Origin of the sequence: Nocardia brasiliensis ATCC 700358 (assembly GCF_000250675.2) — a bacterium.
Taxonomy (GTDB): Bacteria; Actinomycetota; Actinomycetes; order Mycobacteriales; family Mycobacteriaceae; genus Nocardia; species Nocardia brasiliensis_B.
In genome coordinates this window covers 8,263,327-8,280,097 of record NC_018681.1, presented here as the reverse complement: position 1 = coordinate 8,280,097, position 16,771 = coordinate 8,263,327, and the positions used below count along the sequence as shown (strand labels likewise).

16 protein-coding genes and 1 tRNA gene are annotated in these 16,771 nt (G+C 68.7%); 13 read left to right on the top strand and 4 right to left on the bottom strand.

What is annotated here, in order from left to right; all coding sequences use genetic code 11:
• Positions 1–131 precede the first annotated feature (131 nt).
• The 9 genes from O3I_RS37015 to O3I_RS36975 all read left to right on the top strand — a co-directional run bounded on the left by O3I_RS37015 (position 132) and on the right by O3I_RS36975 (position 9,667).
• On the top strand, positions 132–1,649 hold the full coding sequence (locus O3I_RS37015; protein ID WP_014988173.1) for an ABC transporter substrate-binding protein: 1,518 nt from the start codon (positions 132–134) through the stop codon (positions 1,647–1,649).
• A complete protein-coding gene (locus O3I_RS46715; RefSeq protein WP_014988172.1) occupies positions 1,649–2,740 on the top strand; it encodes an ABC transporter permease in 1,092 nt (363 codons plus the stop codon). Before O3I_RS37015 ends, O3I_RS46715 begins: the two co-directional genes overlap by 1 nt.
• Positions 2,737–3,576, top strand: a complete 840-nt coding sequence (locus O3I_RS37005) for an ABC transporter permease (RefSeq protein WP_051066829.1) — start codon at positions 2,737–2,739, stop codon at positions 3,574–3,576. The genes O3I_RS46715 and O3I_RS37005 overlap by 4 nt, the downstream gene beginning before the upstream one ends.
• 75 nt (positions 3,577–3,651) lie before the next feature.
• Positions 3,652–5,271, top strand: a complete 1,620-nt coding sequence (locus O3I_RS37000; RefSeq protein ID WP_014988170.1) for an ABC transporter ATP-binding protein — start codon at positions 3,652–3,654, stop codon at positions 5,269–5,271.
• 57 nt (positions 5,272–5,328) lie between these two features.
• Positions 5,329–6,105, top strand: a complete 777-nt coding sequence (locus O3I_RS36995; protein ID WP_014988169.1) for a lytic transglycosylase domain-containing protein — start codon at positions 5,329–5,331, stop codon at positions 6,103–6,105.
• A 112-nt stretch (positions 6,106–6,217) separates the two neighbouring features.
• Entirely contained in the window at positions 6,218–7,504 is a 1,287-nt protein-coding gene (gene eno / locus O3I_RS36990) for a phosphopyruvate hydratase (protein ID WP_014988168.1), read from the top strand.
• 17 nt (positions 7,505–7,521) lie between these two features.
• Positions 7,522–8,190: an FtsB family cell division protein gene (locus O3I_RS36985; protein ID WP_041563112.1), complete on the top strand. Its 669-nt coding sequence runs from the start codon at positions 7,522–7,524 to the stop codon at positions 8,188–8,190.
• Positions 8,187–8,723, top strand: coding sequence for a DUF501 domain-containing protein (locus tag O3I_RS36980; RefSeq protein ID WP_014988166.1), 537 nt, complete (start codon positions 8,187–8,189; stop codon positions 8,721–8,723). Before O3I_RS36985 ends, O3I_RS36980 begins: the two co-directional genes overlap by 4 nt.
• Positions 8,720–9,667 (top strand): Ppx/GppA phosphatase family protein, encoded by a 948-nt coding sequence (locus tag O3I_RS36975; RefSeq protein ID WP_014988165.1) that lies wholly within the window; start codon positions 8,720–8,722, stop codon positions 9,665–9,667. Before O3I_RS36980 ends, O3I_RS36975 begins: the two co-directional genes overlap by 4 nt.
• Here O3I_RS36975 and O3I_RS36970 read toward each other — a convergent pair.
• Positions 9,664–10,122 carry an SRPBCC family protein gene (locus tag O3I_RS36970; protein ID WP_014988164.1) on the bottom strand — a complete coding sequence of 153 codons (459 nt, stop codon included), beginning with the start codon at positions 10,120–10,122 and terminating at the stop codon, positions 9,664–9,666. The genes O3I_RS36975 and O3I_RS36970 overlap by 4 nt on opposite strands.
• Before the next feature lie 276 nt (positions 10,123–10,398).
• On the opposite strand from O3I_RS36970, the gene O3I_RS36965 reads away from it, so the two are divergent.
• From O3I_RS36965 to O3I_RS36950, 4 genes are all read left to right on the top strand, one after another.
• Positions 10,399–11,865, top strand: coding sequence for a peptide MFS transporter (locus tag O3I_RS36965; protein WP_014988163.1), 1,467 nt, complete (start codon positions 10,399–10,401; stop codon positions 11,863–11,865).
• Between the two features lie 53 nt (positions 11,866–11,918).
• The gene (locus O3I_RS36960) at positions 11,919–13,415 is read left to right on the top strand and encodes an amino acid permease (RefSeq protein WP_014988162.1); all 1,497 of its coding nucleotides are present in this window, start codon (positions 11,919–11,921) and stop codon (positions 13,413–13,415) included.
• Positions 13,416–13,481: 66 nt separating this feature from the next.
• A complete protein-coding gene (locus tag O3I_RS36955; RefSeq protein WP_014988161.1) occupies positions 13,482–14,399 on the top strand; it encodes a ribonuclease Z in 918 nt (305 codons plus the stop codon).
• 214 nt (positions 14,400–14,613) lie between these two features.
• A tRNA-Leu gene (locus O3I_RS36950) sits at positions 14,614–14,687 on the top strand.
• Positions 14,688–14,705: 18 nt separating this feature from the next.
• On the opposite strand, the gene O3I_RS36945 is transcribed toward O3I_RS36950, so the two are convergent.
• From O3I_RS36945 to O3I_RS36935, 3 genes are all read right to left on the bottom strand, one after another.
• On the bottom strand, positions 14,706–15,131 hold the full coding sequence (locus O3I_RS36945) for a hypothetical protein (protein ID WP_141691909.1): 426 nt from the start codon (positions 15,129–15,131) through the stop codon (positions 14,706–14,708).
• Between the two features lie 228 nt (positions 15,132–15,359).
• Positions 15,360–16,004 (bottom strand): class I SAM-dependent methyltransferase, encoded by a 645-nt coding sequence (locus O3I_RS36940; RefSeq protein ID WP_014988159.1) that lies wholly within the window; start codon positions 16,002–16,004, stop codon positions 15,360–15,362.
• Between the two features lie 368 nt (positions 16,005–16,372).
• Positions 16,373–16,663: a hypothetical protein gene (locus O3I_RS36935; RefSeq protein ID WP_014988158.1), complete on the bottom strand. Its 291-nt coding sequence runs from the start codon at positions 16,661–16,663 to the stop codon at positions 16,373–16,375.
• Positions 16,664–16,771: the final 108 nt, after the last annotated feature.

Below are 16,771 nucleotides of genomic sequence, written 5' to 3'. Positions count from 1 at the left end.
GGCCGATCGGCCGATTCGCTGCCACTGCGGCCGGGTAACGATGAGGGGCGGCAACGTTTAGGCTAGCCTGTCCTCGCCTGTGTCCGCATTTTGTGCTAGGGCGCGGGGATCACGAGGAAGAAGGCAGCGCAATGGGATTGAACCGCAGGCAGCTGATCAGGTCGGGGCTCGGGGTAGGCGCAGTACTGCTCGTCGCCGCGTGCTCGGACGATCGTGGCGGGACCGGATCGGCGCAGCGTGGCGGCACCCTCCGGGTCGGCGCCCTGGGCGTCGCGGCGCGGATCCAGCGCGACCCGCATGCCAACCTCAGCAACGACAGCGACTTCCTCATCACCTCCCTGGTCTACGACGCACTGACCGTCCCGGGCGGCGATCCGAATGTGTTGCCACGGTTGGCCAGCAAGTGGGAACCCGACGCGGAACGCCGTCGCTGGACATTCACTGTCGCCGACGGCGCCACCTTCCACGACGGCACACCGGTCACCGCGGACGACGTCGTGTGGTCGCTGCAACGGCTGCGCACGGTCGGCGGCGCCTCGAAAATGCCTGTCGCCGTGTCGGATATCACTGCCGACGGTCCGAATCGGGTGGTGCTCGCCGTACCCGAGCCGAACACCCAGCTGCCGCTGCTGGTTCGATTGATGACGTTCACGGTCAAGAAGGACACCACCGACTTCACCAAAGCCGTTGGCACCGGGCCGTTCCGGCTGGAGTCCTACCAGGACGGCAACGCCCGCCTGGTGCGCAACGAGCGGTGGCACGGCCCCGCGCCGCTGCTCGATGCCATCGAGGTCACCATGTTCGAAAGCGTGACGGCGCTGGGTAACGCGGTGCTCGGCGGCCAGATCGATCTCGCGTCCAATGTCGGCGCGATCGCGGGCCGGACCGCCGAGGGCCGCGGTGACCTGAACGTGGTGCGGCGCGCGAACGACACCATGCTCGGCGTGGCGATGCGCTGCTCGGACGGTCCGTTCGCCGACGCGCGGGTGCGGACCGCGCTGCGGCTCGGGGTGGACCGCAATGCGCTGGTGACGCAGGTGCATTCGGGCTACGGCACGGTCGCCAACGATATTCTCGGCACCGCCGATCCGGTGTACGACAAGACCATCGCGCAGCGTGTCCGCGATATCGAACGCGCGAAGACGCTGCTGCGCGAGGCCGCGTTCGATACCGGACGCACCTATCCGCTGGTGACCAAGGCCGAGGTGCCCGGTGAAGTCGAGTCGGCGAAGGTGATCGCGACCCAGCTGGCCGAGATCGGCGTCCGCCTCGACGTCCTCACGCAGGAGTCGAATGCTTTCTACGACCAGACCTGGTTGAAGGCGCCGATGTACACCGTGTCCTGGGGTACCAACGATTCCGCGTTGTTCTTCGCGAAACAGTTGATGTCCAGCGGTTCCAATCGCAACGAAACCGACTTCAAGGACGCCGCGTTCGACGCCGCCACCGCGAAAGCCTTGGCCGCGCAAAGTGACTCGGAGTACGCGCAGGCCAGCCGTGAGCTCCAGCAGATCGAGTACGACCGCGGCGGTTACCTGGTCTGGGGGATGGCCGACGGCATCGACATTGCCTCCACCAGGGTCAACGACCTGCCCACGCTCGGTGGCTACGCCCGGGTGCAGCTGGAACGAGCCTGGCTGGCGGGGTGATGGCGTTCGCCCGGCTGTTCCTGCGCCGGATCGTGCTGTTGATCGCGCTGCTCGCCACGGTTTTCGTGGTGGTCGACCTGTTGCCCGGCAGCACGGCCAGAGCGGTGCTCGGCCGGGACGCGACACCGGAGCTGGTCGCGGCGAAGGAACACGAACTGGGACTGGATCGGCCGCTGCCCGTCCGTTTCTGGGACTGGATCGCCGGTGTCGCCACCGGCGATTTCGGCCATACCGCGCGCGGCCGCTCGATCAACGAGTTGCTCGCCGCAAAGTTTCCGCCGACGCTGCTGCTCGGCGGGCTCGCGCTGGTGGCCACGGTGATCGTGTCGCTGCTGCTCGGTGCGTGGTGGGCGACGCGGCAGAGTGCTGCGCTGAACCCGGTGCGCGCCGACGTGATCGGATCGGCGGCCGGCTCCGGGGCGGCGACCGATACGTCAGGTCGGCCCGGAAGAGCCGGGCCGGACCACTTCAGTGGTGGGCTGATCGGGCGGTGCGCTGTGTTGCTCCGGCACTGCGCGGAGCTGGTACGGCGGGCCTTCGCACGAGCACTGCAACCCGCCACCACGACGGCCGCGGCGATACCGGAATTCGTCCTCGCGACACTGTTGATCCTGATCTTCGCGCTGGCCCTCGGCTGGTTGCCCGCCGTAACCGTCACAGGTCGGTCCGGACTCCCGGTGCGGGCGGACATGCTGGTGCTGCCGGTGCTCGCGCTGGCCATCCCGCAGATCGGCTGGAACACCCGGGTGGTGCGGGCCGCGCTGGTCGACGCGGCGCGCGCACCGCATGTGGAAGGCGCGGTGCTGGACGGGATCGGCACCCGGGCGGTGCTGCTGCGGCATGTGCTGCCGTTCGCGCTGCCGACGATCGTGGCGAGCTTCGCGACCACTGTCGGCATGGTGCTCGGCGGCGCGCTGGTGGTCGAGACCCTCTTCAACTACCCGGGGCTGGGCGCGGTCCTTGCCGGATCGGTCGCCGACCGGGACGTGTCGACGGTCGCCGCGGTGGTGGCGTTGTCCGGTGTGGTCATCATGTGCGTGCTCGCGGTGGCCGACGGGATTCGCGCATGGTCGTTGCGGGGGAGCCGATGAAAGTGACGTCCACAGCGGGGATTTCCGCCGACCGGGGCCGTCGTCGGGCGAGGCTGCTGCGGCTGCTCACCGTGCTGCCCGCGCTGCTGGTGTCGGTGCTCGCGGTGCTGGGTCCGGCCTTCGCGCCGCACGCCGCGCAGACACCGGTGGGAATTCCGTTCGGCGATCCGGCCGGGGACGCGTGGCTCGGCACCGACCGGCTGGGCCGCGACGTGCTGAGTCAATTGCTCTACGGCGGTTGGGGTCTGCTGTTGCTGTCGGTGCTGATCGCGGTGGCGGTCACCGCGCTGTCGTGTGTGCTCGGCACGCTCGCGGCGCTGCGACCGCGAATCGGGACGCTGATCGAACGCGCGACCGATTTCGCCATGCTGCTGCCCGCTGTGCTGGGCATCCTGCTCGTGTTGACCTCCTGGCCGGATGCGGGCGCCTACGGCCTGCTCGTCGTCGCGCTGCTGTTCGGCACGCCCTACTGCGCGCGGGTTTTCGCCGCAGCCGCGGCGGGTGTGGCTGCCTCCGGCTATGTCGAAGCCGCACAGGTCAGTGGGGAGACGCTGTCGCACTTGGTATTCCGAGAGGTGATCCCCAACCTGTGCGAGGTGATCGCGGCCCAGCTCGGCCTGCGTTTCGTGGCCGCCGTCTACCTCGTCAGCACCGCCTCCTTCCTGCAACTCCCGACGACGCTCGGCGCGAGCAACTGGGCGGTGATGGTGCGCGAGAACGCCGCCGGGATGCTGTTGAACCCGTGGTCGGTCCTCGCGCCGAGCCTCGCGATCGCCGTTGTCGCGGTGAGCGTGAACCTCGCCGTCTCGGCCTTCGGGAAAGGCCAGGACACATGAGCGCGGGCCGGTGGATCGAAGCACCGTGTGGTGTCACGGAGCCGCGCGCCGCTGCGTGTCGGAAGGAGCGGACTCATGGCTGAGCGGGGACGCGATGCCGCCGTGCGGAATTCGGTGCTCGACGGTGGTCTCGGAGTCGAAGGTGACAGCGGTGGTGCGGCGGAGTCGGCCGGCCGTTCTGCGGTACCGAGCTGCCCGGTGCTGGTCGAGGGTTTGGCGGTACACGGCCCGAACGGCCAGGAGTTGTTCGGACCACTGGATTTCCGGATCGCGACGGGCAGCGTGGCAGCGCTCACCGGACCCTCCGGCGCGGGCAAGACCACGTTGATGCGCGCTCTGCTCGGGGATCTGCCACGCGGTGCCGAGCGATCCGGGTCGGTCGTGGTGGCCGGTCACGACGTGTTCGCCTTGAATCCCGCGGCACTACAGCGTTTCCGGCGGACGCACGTGGCCTATGTCGGGCAGGATCCGGGATCCGCGCTCAACCCGCTGATGCGCGTGCATGGGCTGCTACACGAGGTGGCCCCGCACGCCACGCGCGACTACCTGGCAGAGACGCTGGAACTCGTCGGCCTGTCCCCGGAACACTTGCGGCGCAGGGCGGCCGAACTCTCCGGCGGCCAGCAGCGCCGAGTCGCCCTGGCCCGCGCGCTGATCCGGCACGCCGATGTCCTGATCCTCGACGAACCCCTCGCCGGACTGCACGGTGCGCTGCGCACCGATATCGCCCGGCTGCTGACCGAGGTCGCCGCCGACCGCTCCGTGGCCGTCCTGCTCTCCGGCCACGACACCGCCACCATCCATGCCGTCGCCGACCAGGTGATCGAACTCGGTAGCGCCGTCACCACCTTCGGTGGCCCGGACCGTACCGCCGCTGCGCCACTGCTGTTCGCTCGCAGCGCAACCCCAGGGCGGGCTGAAGTACTCGATGCGCCGGACCGCGCCGGGTCTGAACGGACGCCGTTGCTGTTGCGCGGCAACGGAATCACCGCGGTCATTGCCGGGCGAGAGGTGCTCACAGGCGTCGATGTCGAGTTGGCGGCCGGTTCGGCGCTGGCTGTCGTCGGGGCCTCGGGGGCCGGGAAGACCACGCTGGCACGGGTGATCGCGGGGTTGCACCGGACGGCGACAGGCACGCTCGAGCTGCACGGCGCGGTGCTGCCGCTCGCGCACGGAGCGCGGAAATTGCTCGGTAGCAATGGTATTCAACTGGTGACGCAGAACCCGCGGTCCGCGTTGAATCCGCGGCGCACCGTCGCGCAAACCCTGGCCCGACCGCTGCGCCGGTTCGGCGGAGTGCCGAGACGTCAAGTGGCGCAGCATGTCACGGACCTGCTGGCCGCGGTCGAACTAGCACCGGAACTGGCACAACGCTATCCGCATCAGCTCTCCGGCGGCCAGCGTCAACGCGTCGCGGTGGCCCGGGCGCTCGCCGCCGAGCCCGCCGTGCTCCTCTGTGACGAGATCACCTCGGCACTGGATCACGCGACCGCGGGTGCGCTCATGGCGCTGCTGGATCGGATCCGGGCCGAGCGCGCCATGGGGCTGTTGGTGATCAGTCACGACATGGCATTGGTCGCCGCGCACTGTCCGCGCATCGTGGTGCTCGACCACGGCCGGATAGTCGAGTCCGGCGAAACGGCGACGATCTTGGCCGCCCCGGCCCAGCAGGCCACCCGAGACCTGCTGCGCTGACCGCACTCCCGGTCCGGTCTGTGTGCAACGCACGGAAACGCCGGGCGCGGAAACTCGATGACCAGGCGATTCCTCGACTTGCTCCGCCGGATCTGGATGATGGATGGGGTGCTCCTGAAGAAGACCGGCGCTGTGGCCGCCGCCATGGTGACCCTCGTGCTCGCCGGTTGTGGGATCGATCGTGATCTCACCCCCATCCCCGAGGGCATTCCGCCCGGCCCCGGCACGCCGCTGCCCCTGATCGATGTCGACGGCCCCGGCCGCACCGCACTCCAACTGCGCGGGTGGGCGGAGGAGCAGGCGGACCGGATGGCGATCCCGCCGGTCGCGCTGGAGGCGTACGGCTACGCCGCGGCGGTGCTCGCCCGGTCGAAGCCGGAGTGCGGCATCGCCTGGACCACCCTCGCGGGCATCGCGAGTGTGGAGAGCAAACACGGCACCCATCGCGGTTCGCGCATCGACGCCGACGGCGTGGTCCGGCCGCCGATCATCGGCATCCCGCTCGACGGCGCGCCCGGCGTCGCCCTGGTCAAGGACACCGACGGCGGCAAGATGGACGGCGATCCGGAGTTCGATCGCGCGATCGGCCCGCTGCAGTTCATCCCGGAAACCTGGAAGCGCTGGGGTGTCGACGCCAACGGCGACGGCGTGGCCGATCCGCAGAACATCGACGACGCGGCACTCACCGCCGCCCGCTACCTGTGCGCCAGCGGCGGCGATCTCACCTCCGAGCACGGCTGGCAAAAGGCGCTGCTCACCTACAACCAGTCCACCAGTTATCTGCTCACCGTGCGCGACCGGGCCGCGGCCTACAGCGTGGGCCGGCGGGTGTGACCTCGTCCATCGGAGTGCCGGTTACCCGCCCAGCGCGCCGGACGCTAGGCTCGCAGCGCACGGCAATTCCCCTGAGACCTACCGTGCCTGCAGCCGAAGGAGTGTCGTTTTCGTGGCCATCATCGAACAGGTCGGAGCTCGTGAGATCCTGGATTCTCGCGGAAACCCCACTGTCGAGGTCGAGATCGCCCTCGACGACGGCACCTTGACCCGGGCGGCGGTGCCCTCCGGCGCGTCCACCGGCGAGCACGAGGCCGTGGAACTGCGTGACGGTGGCGACCGCTACGGCGGTAAAGGCGTGCGCAAGGCGGTCGAGGGTGTGCTCGACGAGATCGCGCCGGCCGTGATCGGCCTGGACGCGGTCGAACAGCGCACCGTGGACCAGGTCCTGCTCGACCTGGACGGCACCCCGGACAAGTCCCGCCTCGGCGCGAACGCGCTGCTCGGCGTCTCGCTCGCGGTGGCCCGTGCCGCCGCCGAGTCCTCGGGCCTGGAGCTGTTCCGCTACCTCGGTGGCCCGAACGCGCACGTGCTCCCGGTGCCGATGATGAACATCCTCAACGGTGGCGCGCACGCCGACACCAGCGTCGACGTCCAGGAATTCATGGTCGCCCCGATCGGTGCGCCCACCTTCAAGGAGGCGCTGCGCTGGGGTGCCGAGGTGTACCACGCGCTCAAGGCCGAGCTGAAGGCCAAGGGCCTGTCCACCGGCCTCGGCGACGAGGGTGGCTTCGCACCCGACGTGGCGGGCACCCGCGAGGCGCTCGACCTGATCAGCTCCGCGATCGGCAAGACCGGCCTCAAGCTCGGCACCGATGTGGCGCTGGCGCTCGATGTCGCCGCCACCGAGTTCTACACCGCGGGCAGCGGTTACAAGTTCGAGGGCAGCGTGCGCAGCGCCGCCGAGATGACCGCGTTCTACGCGGAACTGCTCGGCGCCTACCCGCTGGTCTCCATCGAAGACCCGCTGTCGGAAGACGATTGGGACGGCTGGGTCGCGCTCACCGACGAGATCGGCGACAAGATCCAGATCGTCGGCGACGACCTGTTCGTCACCAACCCGGAGCGCCTCGAAGAGGGCATCGCCCGCGGCGCCGCGAACGCGCTGCTGGTGAAGGTGAACCAGATCGGCACGCTCACCGAGACGTTGGACGCGGTGGAACTCGCGCACCGCAACAACTACAAGACGATGATGAGCCACCGGTCCGGCGAGACCGAGGACACCACCATCGCCGACCTCGCGGTCGCGGTCGGCAGCGGCCAGATCAAGACCGGTGCGCCGGCGCGCAGCGAGCGGGTCGCCAAGTACAACCAGCTGCTGCGCATCGAGGATGCGCTGGGCGATTCGGCCCGCTACGCCGGGGACGCCGCGTTCCCGCGTTTCGCCTTCGAGGGTTAGTCACACAGGGGTTCGCTATGACGGAGCGACGTGCGCGTGGAACCAGTCCAGCCGGGCGTGGGGACCGCCGCACGTCGCGTGCCGCCCGCTCGCGGCCCAAGGCCGGGTCCGACACCGAAACGGCGGCCCGGCCCGCCGCGGCCAAACGGGCGACGCGGCGACGCTCGGACGACAAGAAGGCGACCCCGCAAAAGGTGGCCGCCCGCGCCGCCGAACACGGCGCGGACAAGCACGAACGCACCATCCTCGGCCTGTCCACCGGCAAGGCGGTGGTGCTCGCGATCGTGGTGTGCGCGCTGGCGTTGACTCTGGCCGTGCCGATGCGCACGTATTTCACCCAGCGGGCCGAGGCCGCCCAATTGGCGCAGCAGCGCAGGGAATTGGAGGCCGATCTGGCGCGGCTGCGCGATCGTCGTGCGCAGCAACAGGATCCGGCCTACATCCGGTCCGAGGCCCGCGACCGGCTGCGGCTGGTACTGCCCGGCGAAACCCCCTACATCGTGCAGGTGCCCGGCGTGGAAGCCGCCGCCCCGCCCACCGCGGTGACCAAGTCCAAGGAACCGGATCCCTGGTACACCGAACTGTGGCACAGCATCTCCGAACCGCAACCCGTGCCCGAGGCCGCTCCGGCGCCGCCGCCGGGACCGCCCGCCGCGCCCCCGCCAGGACCGGAAGGACCCAGGTGACAGCACCGAACGACCAGGATCTCGCGATCATCGCCCGCCAGCTCGGCCGCGAACCGCGCGGCGTGCTCGCCGTGGCCTTTCGCACCCCGGACGGGATCCCGGCCGTCGTGAAAACCGCGCCGCGGCTGCCCGACGGCACGCCGTTCCCCACCCTCTACTACCTGACCGACCCGCGGCTCACCGCGGAGGCGAGCAGGCAGGAATCCGCGGGCGTGATGCGGGAGATGACCGAACGCCTCGGCAGCGACCCGGCGCTGGCCGCCGCGTACCGCGCCGCACACGAGAGCTATCTGGCCGAGCGCGACGAGATCGAGTCGCTCGGTACCGATTTCACCGGCGGCGGCATGCCGGAACGAGTGAAATGCCTGCACGTGCTGATCGCGCACGCGCTGGCCAAGGGGCCGGGCGTGAACCCGTTCGGCGACGAGGCGGTGGCGCTGGCCGCCGACAATGGTTTGCGCGGCACCGCGATTCCGGCCGACTGGCCGAAGTACGAGCGCGCGGGCAGCCAGGAAGACGGGGCGCGAGCATGACCGATCGGGTAGCCGCTGTCGATTGCGGCACCAACTCCATCCGACTGTTGATCGCCGATGTGCTCGGCGACGGCCGGCTCGCCGATGTGCACCGCGAGATGCGCATCGTGCGGCTGGGGCAGGGCGTCGACGCGACCGGTGCGCTGGCGCCGGAGGCGATCGAGCGAACCAGGGTCGCGCTGGCCGACTACGCGGCGCTGATGCGCGAGGCGGGCGTCGGCCGGGTGCGGATGGTGGCCACCTCCGCCACCAGGGACGCGGCGAACCGGGAAGACTTCTTCGCCATGGCACGAGCCGAACTCGGCACCGTGGTGCCCGGCGCGGAGGCCGAGGTGATCACCGGCGACGAGGAGGCCCGCCTCTCGTTCCGCGGCGCCATCGGCGAACTCGACAGCGCCGCGGGGCCGTTCGTGGTCGTCGATCTCGGCGGCGGTTCGACCGAGCTGGTGTTCGGCGACAGCGCGGGAGTGCAGGCGGCGTTCTCGGCCGATATCGGCTGTGTCCGGATCACCGAACGCTGTCTGCCCGGCAACCCGCCCACCGCCGAACAGGTCGGTGCGGCACGGGAATTCGCCGCCGAACGGCTCGCCGAGGCCTTCGCCCGGGTGCCGGTCGAGGGTGCGCACACCTGGGTGGGCGTGGCCGGCACCATGACCACGATCGCCGCCGTCGCGCTGGACCTGCCCGAATACGATTCGGAGCGGGTGCATCTCACCCGGCTCGGGCTGAATGACCTACGCGCCGTGTGTGATCGGCTGATCGGGTTGACGCACGACGAGCGCGCCGCCCTCGGCCCCATGCATCCGGGCCGGGTCGACGTGATCGGCGGCGGCGGCGTCATTGCCGAGGTCCTGGCAGACGAACTGTCCCGTCGCGCAGGCATTTCCGAGCTCGTCGTCAGCGAGCACGACATCCTGGACGGGATCGCGCTCTCGATCGCCTAGCTCTTCCGGTCGATTTCGCGCGCCCGGCCGACCACGAGATCGGCGAGCCGGGACAGTGATTCCTTGTTGCGCGGAGCCAGTCCCAACGCCTGGACCGCGCCGGGGATCAACGCGGCCGGACCGGTGATCGCCCGTTCGGCCATGCTGATCCGGGTGCGGTCGGGCCCGATCTCGGTCAGCTCCAACCGGATCCAGGCCGAGCCGGCCGGCCACAGCCTGGCCTCGAGCTCGATCATCCGCGGCGGCTCGACCGCGCGCACCTTGGTGGTGTCGGACAGGTTCAGCGGCCACGGGCCGACGCTGTGATGGATGCGGGTGCCGACCGCGGGCCACCCCGGATCGACGTCACGGATATGCGAGGCGCCGACCACCCAGAGTGCGTACAGCCAGCCGTCGGCCAGTACCGCGAACGTGTCCTCGGCCGAGGCGGACACCGTGATCTCGACAGCTTCCATCTGCGCGTCACTTTCGTCGTCGGGCGGACCGGTCGTTCCTCGCCATCGTGCCCCGCTGGTTCCGGCATGCCCAGTGGCGGCGGCGGAAAACGACGGCGGGGCCCGCCCGCGAGGTCGTGGGATCTACTATCAGAACGCGCTTCGATTCTGATCAATACAGGATTGAGCGATACAAATTCGGCATAACACAGCGACGACACCTCGATGTTCGACTGGGGACGGTGAATTTCGTGTGTGGATGCCCACAATTCGCCTCAAACATGGGATGGTCGGAGGATGTCGGAAGCAACAACCGCCGAACAGGTGGCCCCGGGACGAACAGTCTTCGGTCACCCGATCGGCTTGACGAACTTGTTCGGCGTGGAGCTCTGGGAGCGATTCTCCTACTACGGGATGGTCACCATCCTCGGCTACTACCTGTACTACTCCACGACCGAAGGCGGGCTCGGGCTCGCGAAGAGCACCGGAGTCGGCATCGTCGGCGCCTACGGCGGACTGGTCTATCTGTCCACCGTGCTGGGCGGCTGGATCGCCGACCGGGTACTGGGCATGGAGCGAACGGTCTTCTATGGCGGCGTCGTCGTGGTCGCGGGGCATCTCGCGCTGGCGGTGCTGCCGGGACTGACCGGCGTCGGCGTCGGCCTCGTGCTGGTCGCGCTGGGTAGCGGTGCGCTGAAGGCCAACGCGTCCTCGCTGCTGGGCACGCTGTATCCGAAGGGTGATGCCCGCGCGGACGGCGGATTCACGCTGTTCTACCTCGGCATCAACCTCGGCGCGTTCATCGGCCCGCTGCTCACCGGTGTGCTGCAGACGCGCCTGGGCTTCCACTACGGATTCGGCGCCGCCGCGATCGGCATGACCCTGGGTCTGGTCCAGTACGTGGTGTTCCGGCGCAACCTCGGCACGCACGGCCGCGAGGTGCCGAACCCGTTGCCGCGCACCGCGATCGCCCCGGTCCTCGGTGCGGTGGCCGGCGCCGCGGTGCTCGTCGCGGTGGTATGGGCGACCGGCCTGGTGACGCTGGACAACCTGCCCGACGCGACCACCATCGTGATCGCCGTGGCCTCGGTCGTCTACTTCGTGGTCATGCTCACCCACGCCAAGGTGACGCCGGTCGAGCGCAGCCGGGTGCGCGCGTTCATTCCGCTGTTCATCGCCAACGCGGTGTTCTGGTCGCTGTTCCAGCAGATCTTCACGGTGCTCGCGGTGTACTCCGACGAACGGATGAACTGGAGCATCTTCGGCTGGACCGCCCCGTCGAACTGGATCGGTTCGGTCGAGCCGGTCTGGATCATCACCCTGTCACCGCTGTTCGCCATCCTGTGGACCAAGCTCGGTTCCCGGGCGCCGAGCACGCCGCGCAAGTTCGCGCTCGGCGTGATCGGCATGGGCCTGGCGTTCCTGTTGTTCGTGCCGCTGGCCGGCTTCAGCGGCGCGACGGTGCCCGCGCTGCTCGTGCTCGTCGTCATGGGCGGCTTCGCCGTCTCGGAACTGCTGCTCTCACCGATCGGACTTGCGGTCACCACCCAGCTCGCACCGGAAGCTTTCCGGGCTCAGATGATGGCGCTGTACTTTTTCTCGGTTGGCATCGGTACATCCATGTCGGGTACTTTGGCTCGGTTCTATGACCAAGACCACGAAGTCGCCTACTTCGGCATCATCGGCGCCGTCGCGGTGTGCGCCGGAGTCATCGTGGCCGCCATCGCGCCGCGGATCAGTCAGCACATGGCAGGCGTGCATTAGCCCGGCCGGGCATAGAACCAGCAAGACAGTAAGACCAGAGGTGAGGAGAACGTGTGGCGATCCGCAAGCCGGACGGCGCAATCGGACAGCAGGCCAGATGGGGTGGCCTGTTCCGGACCAAATCCGTCGAGCAGTCGATAAAGGACACCGACGAGCCCGACTCCAAGCTCCGCAAGGACCTGACCGCATGGGACCTCACCGTCTTCGGCGTGGCGGTGGTGATCGGCGCGGGCATCTTCACCCTCACCGCGCGGACCGCGGGCAACGTCGCCGGACCGTCGGTGTCGCTCGCGTTCGTCTTCGCGGCGATCGCCTGCGGGCTCACCGCGCTCTGCTACGCCGAGTTCGCCTCCACGGTGCCGGTGGCGGGCAGCGCGTACACCTTCTCCTACGCCACCTTCGGTGAACTCGTCGCGTGGATCATCGGATGGGACCTGATCCTCGAGTTCGCGCTCGCCACCTCCGTGGTGGCCAAGGGCTGGTCGCAGTACCTCGGCGAGGTGATGGGCACGACGCCGATCGTGCACATCGGCTCGGTGTCGTTCGACTGGGGCGCCGTGCTGCTGATCGCGGTGCTCGGCGTGCTACTCGCCACCGGGACGAAGGTCTCCTCGCGGGTGTCGGCCGTGGCCGTCGCGATCAAGCTGAGCGTGATCGCGCTGGTGCTGATCGTCGGCGTCACCTACTTCAAGTCGGAGAACCTGACGCCGTACGTGCCGCCGTCCCAGCCAGGGGCGGAGGGCGAGGGTCTGCGCCAGTCGCTGTTCTCCTTCCTGACCGGCGCCGGGCACAGCACGTTCGGCTGGTACGGCCTGCTCGCCGCGGCCAGCCTGGTGTTCTTCGCGTTCATCGGCTTCGACGTCGTCGCGACCACCGCCGAAGAAACCAAGAACCCGCAGAAGGCGGTGCCGCGCGGCATCCTCGGCTCGCTGCTCATCGTCACCATCCTCTACGTCGCGGTCTCGCTGGTGCTCACCGGCATGGTGTCCTACACCGAGCTGTCCGGTGAGAATGCGACCCTGGCAACAGCTTTCGCGATCCACGGCGATACCTGGGTGAAGAACATCATCTCGATCGGCGCGCTCGCCGGGCTCACCACCGTGGTCATGGTGATGTTCCTCGGACAGACCCGGGTGCTGTTCGCGATGGCGCGCGACGGGCTGATGCCGCGCAAGCTGGCGCACACCGGCAGCAAGGGCACGCCGGTGCGGATCACCGCGATCGTCGGCGTGGTCTGCGCGGTGCTGGCCGGTTTCGTCGACTTCGGCACGCTCGAGGAAATGGTCAATATCGGCACGCTGTTCGCGTTCGTGCTGGTGTCGATCGGCGTGCTCGTGCTGCGGCGCACCCGGCCCGACCTGCCGCGCGGCTTCCGCGTCCCGCTGGTTCCGGTGATCCCGGTGCTCGCCGTGCTGGCCTGCCTGTGGCTGATGCTGAACCTGTCCGTGGAGACCTGGCTGCGGTTCCTCGTCTGGATGGCGTTGGGCTTCGTCATCTATTTCGCCTACAGCCGCAGGCACTCCCTGCTCGGCAACCCGCCTGCCGAATAGTCCGCCGAGTGGCGCGGGCCTGCGCCCGTGCCACTCCACGACTGGCGAACAAGTAGCGTGACACGGGTGTCGCAGCGGGAGCTCGTAGTGCTCGGTACCGCCAGCCAGGTGCCGACCAAGCAGCGCAATCACAACGGGTATCTGCTGCGCTGGGACGACGAAGGCGTGCTGTTCGACCCGGGCGAGGGGACGCAGCGGCAGATGACCTACGCCGGTGTCTCGGCCACCGACCTCACCCGGATCGCGATCACCCACTTCCACGGTGATCACAGCCTCGGGCTGGCCGGGGTGGTGCAGCGGATCAATCTCGACCGGGTGCCGCATCCGGTGGACGTGTGCTTTCCCGCCTCCGGGACCGAGTATTACGACCGCCTCGTCAACGCCACCTCCTACTATCACCGGGCCGAGTTGCGGCCGCGTCCGATCGATCGGGCCGGTACCGTCGACTTTCCCGGCGCGCCGTTCGCGGTCACGGCGGTGCCGCTCGCGCACCCCGTCGACACCTTCGGCTATCGGCTCACCGAGCCGGACGGCCGGCGCATCCTGCCCGACCGGCTCCAGCACTTCGGGCTGCGCGGCCCCGTCATCGCGCGGCTGCAACAGCAGGGCAGCATCGAATCGGCCGGGCGCACCGTGACTCTCGACGAGGTCAGCGAGCCGCGCCGCGGCCAGAGCTTCGCCTTCGTGATGGACACCGGGCTCTGCGACGGCGTCTACGAACTCGCCGCCGACACCGACATGCTCGTCATCGAAGCCACCTTCCTCGACGCCGACGCGCGGCTCGCCGCCGAATACGGCCACCTCACCGCGGGCCAGGCCGGCCGGGTCGCCGCCGCGGCAGGCGCCCGCACCCTGGTGCTCACCCACTTCTCCCAGCGCTACCGCGACCTGTCCGTCCATCTGGCCGAGGCCCGAGCCCACTTCTCCGGCCCGATCCACGTCGCCACCGACCTCGCCCGCATCCCGTTACCCCCGCGCCGGTAAGCCCACTGGACAGCACCACCCCGCACCGGCCCCGCTGACCCGGTTTCGTGCCGCCCTGCCCCAAACCGGTTCGGAACCAGGCCTTTTCAGAGCAACCGGTCGGCACGCCGTTGGTCAATTGCCCGACTTCCCCGCCCCCATACTCGACAATTTGCCCATCTTCAACCCTCAGAATTCCGGTACAACCGTACGACTCGGTAGTCTGTCCCGGACGGCCCCCATAGCCCAATTGGCAGAGGCAGCGGACTTAAAATCCGCCCAGTGTCGGTTCGAGTCCGACTGGGGGCACAGACAGCATCGACACAATTACTGCTGCCCGTGGCCTGCGGAGGTGGCTCCTGCTACGGCGTTGGTCTTTGGGGTCTCCAGGTCGTTGTAGGTGCCGCGCAGGGCCTTCGTGAAGGCGTCGTCTGGCTCGCCGTCCTGAGCTTGCCGTAGCACGGCGTCCTGGCGTCGTGCGATGTCCTCGATGATGCGGTGGAGCCTTTGTTGCTCGGTATGTCGTTGTCGTGCTGCACGGTCGTCGACTTCAGTGAGATCTGCTGCTAGAAGGTCGCGGCGTTGTTCGCCGAAGACGCGGGCGGCGAAGAATTTGGAAACGGCGTCAAGAACGGCATCCTCGCGGATGTACACCGTTTTCGGGTGTCCCGCGTACTTGTCGGGACGCCCTCGATTGTTGCCGGTCGGCCAGCAGAGGTAGTAAGTGTCACCGTGGCGTGTCGTACCGAACATCCGCCTGTTGCATCTGTGCAAGAGCATGCCCCGGAACACGTAGGTCCGCTTCGTTTTTGGGTGGGTGCTCTTCTCATGTCCAGCGCCGCGGGCGGGATCCACAGGGCTTGCAGGGTGTGTAGCGCGCGTCCGTGGTCACGACGGTCGCGCCGAGGGTATAGCGCAGTGTCGGCGTCCATCTCGGGCATCGGCTCCGGATCCGACTGGCGAGCCCGACACAGACAGAAGTCAGGACTTACTGCGTGCGAAAAGAATCGCTTGCTGAGCTTTCGCGTCCGGGTCGAGCAGCATCTGAGCCTCGACCACGAATCCGGTCTCGCGCAGCCAGGATGCCACCCGGTCAGGCTGACGGTGGTGGACATGGACATTCATCGGGTGACCGCCGTAGCCGTCCGTCTTCAACAACGACTCGTCGCCGACGTGAAACAGCAGCTGCAGCGGTCCACCGGGACGCAATGCTCGGCGGAAGTGCCCGAACACAGTCGGCACCTCGTCGTCCGGGATATGGATCAACGACTGCCAGGCGAGCAGGCCGGCCACCGAAGCGACGGGCAGGTCCAGGTCCGTCATCGAGCCCACCTCGAACCGCAGGCCGGGGTGGTCGCGCCGGGCCACGTCGATCATCGCCGGGGAGAGGTCGACACCGAAGGCGTCGACACCGAGCTCATGCAGGTGGGCGGTGACTTCACCGGGGCCGCAGCCGACGTCCGCGACCGGCCCACCGCCAGCGATCCGCACGCTGTCGGCGAACAACGCCAGAGCCGCGCGAAGGTACTGGTGTCCGGCGAGAGCGCCGCGCACTTGGTCGGCATAGCTGACCGCGACCGTGTCATAAGAGGCTCGGGTGTCGGCCAACCAGTCATTCGTGGTCATGACCGGCACGATATTCCATGATCACGACCTCGTGGACGGCCGACGCAGAGAGAACCGATCATCGCCCTGAACTCCGCCGCCGACCGCAAGGCATACTGGATCTACCGCGACCGCATCACCCAACAACCCCCGGCCTGACCAGCACCCAGCGCGCAGAACCCGCCCTCTACTAGCGGGTTTCGCCATATCCGCCCGATACTACGGCGACACCTGGTCGTGCCGAAGGCCTCGGTTGCCGCGGCCCGCCAGGCGCTGGGCAACTACGAGCGCCGCCTCGCCGAGGCCAGCATCCGCCGCGGCCGCGGCCCGGCAGCCCCGGTCACCGTGCGCCACCTGCGCCGCACTACCCGCCGACACCCTCGCCGGGGCTATTCCCCGGAGTCGTTGTGCTGCTGGCGCTCCCGGGCGCGCTTGGCTTGGAGGTCGTGGTACCACGGCTCGTATTCGGTACCGAGGCAGTCGTCGTGGAACCGCTCCGGCAGTGCCGTGCCAGGCTCGGAGGGTGCCGGGCAGGCTGGCGTCGCGGCTCGCTCGCGGTCCATCTCGGCGGACATGGCCATGGCCTGTGCGATCAGGTCGGGGTCTAGGGGCGGGAGCCCTCGGGTGAAGGTCTTACCGGCGATACGGACCGGTGTTTCGTTGTCATTGTCACTGGTCATGAGGATGCCTTTCGGTTAGGAGACGCGCTCGACCATCGTGATCATCGTGCGTCCGGACACGAAGTCGTCGACGCGGTCGATTACGTCGAATTTGGTGCCGGACTTGAA

What these genes read in the sequence shown, in the direction of transcription:
- O3I_RS36965 (WP_014988163.1), top strand. Translation starts at nt 10,399, where the DNA reads ATGTCGGAAGCAACAACCGCCGAACAGGTGGCCCCGGGACGAACAGTC.
- O3I_RS36945 (WP_141691909.1), bottom strand. Translation starts at nt 15,131, where the DNA reads ATGTTCGGTACGACACGCCACGGTGACACTTACTACCTCTGCTGGCCG.
- O3I_RS37000 (WP_014988170.1), top strand. Translation starts at nt 3,652, where the DNA reads ATGGCTGAGCGGGGACGCGATGCCGCCGTGCGGAATTCGGTGCTCGAC.
- O3I_RS46715 (WP_014988172.1), top strand. Translation starts at nt 1,649, where the DNA reads ATGGCGTTCGCCCGGCTGTTCCTGCGCCGGATCGTGCTGTTGATCGCG.
- O3I_RS36940 (WP_014988159.1), bottom strand. Translation starts at nt 16,004, where the DNA reads ATGACCACGAATGACTGGTTGGCCGACACCCGAGCCTCTTATGACACG.
- O3I_RS37005 (WP_051066829.1), top strand. Translation starts at nt 2,737, where the DNA reads ATGAAAGTGACGTCCACAGCGGGGATTTCCGCCGACCGGGGCCGTCGT.
- O3I_RS36970 (WP_014988164.1), bottom strand. Translation starts at nt 10,122, where the DNA reads ATGGAAGCTGTCGAGATCACGGTGTCCGCCTCGGCCGAGGACACGTTC.
- O3I_RS37015 (WP_014988173.1), top strand. Translation starts at nt 132, where the DNA reads ATGGGATTGAACCGCAGGCAGCTGATCAGGTCGGGGCTCGGGGTAGGC.
- O3I_RS36975 (WP_014988165.1), top strand. Translation starts at nt 8,720, where the DNA reads ATGACCGATCGGGTAGCCGCTGTCGATTGCGGCACCAACTCCATCCGA.
- O3I_RS36935 (WP_014988158.1), bottom strand. Translation starts at nt 16,663, where the DNA reads ATGACCAGTGACAATGACAACGAAACACCGGTCCGTATCGCCGGTAAG.
- O3I_RS36985 (WP_041563112.1), top strand. Translation starts at nt 7,522, where the DNA reads ATGACGGAGCGACGTGCGCGTGGAACCAGTCCAGCCGGGCGTGGGGAC.
- O3I_RS36995 (WP_014988169.1), top strand. Translation starts at nt 5,329, where the DNA reads ATGACCAGGCGATTCCTCGACTTGCTCCGCCGGATCTGGATGATGGAT.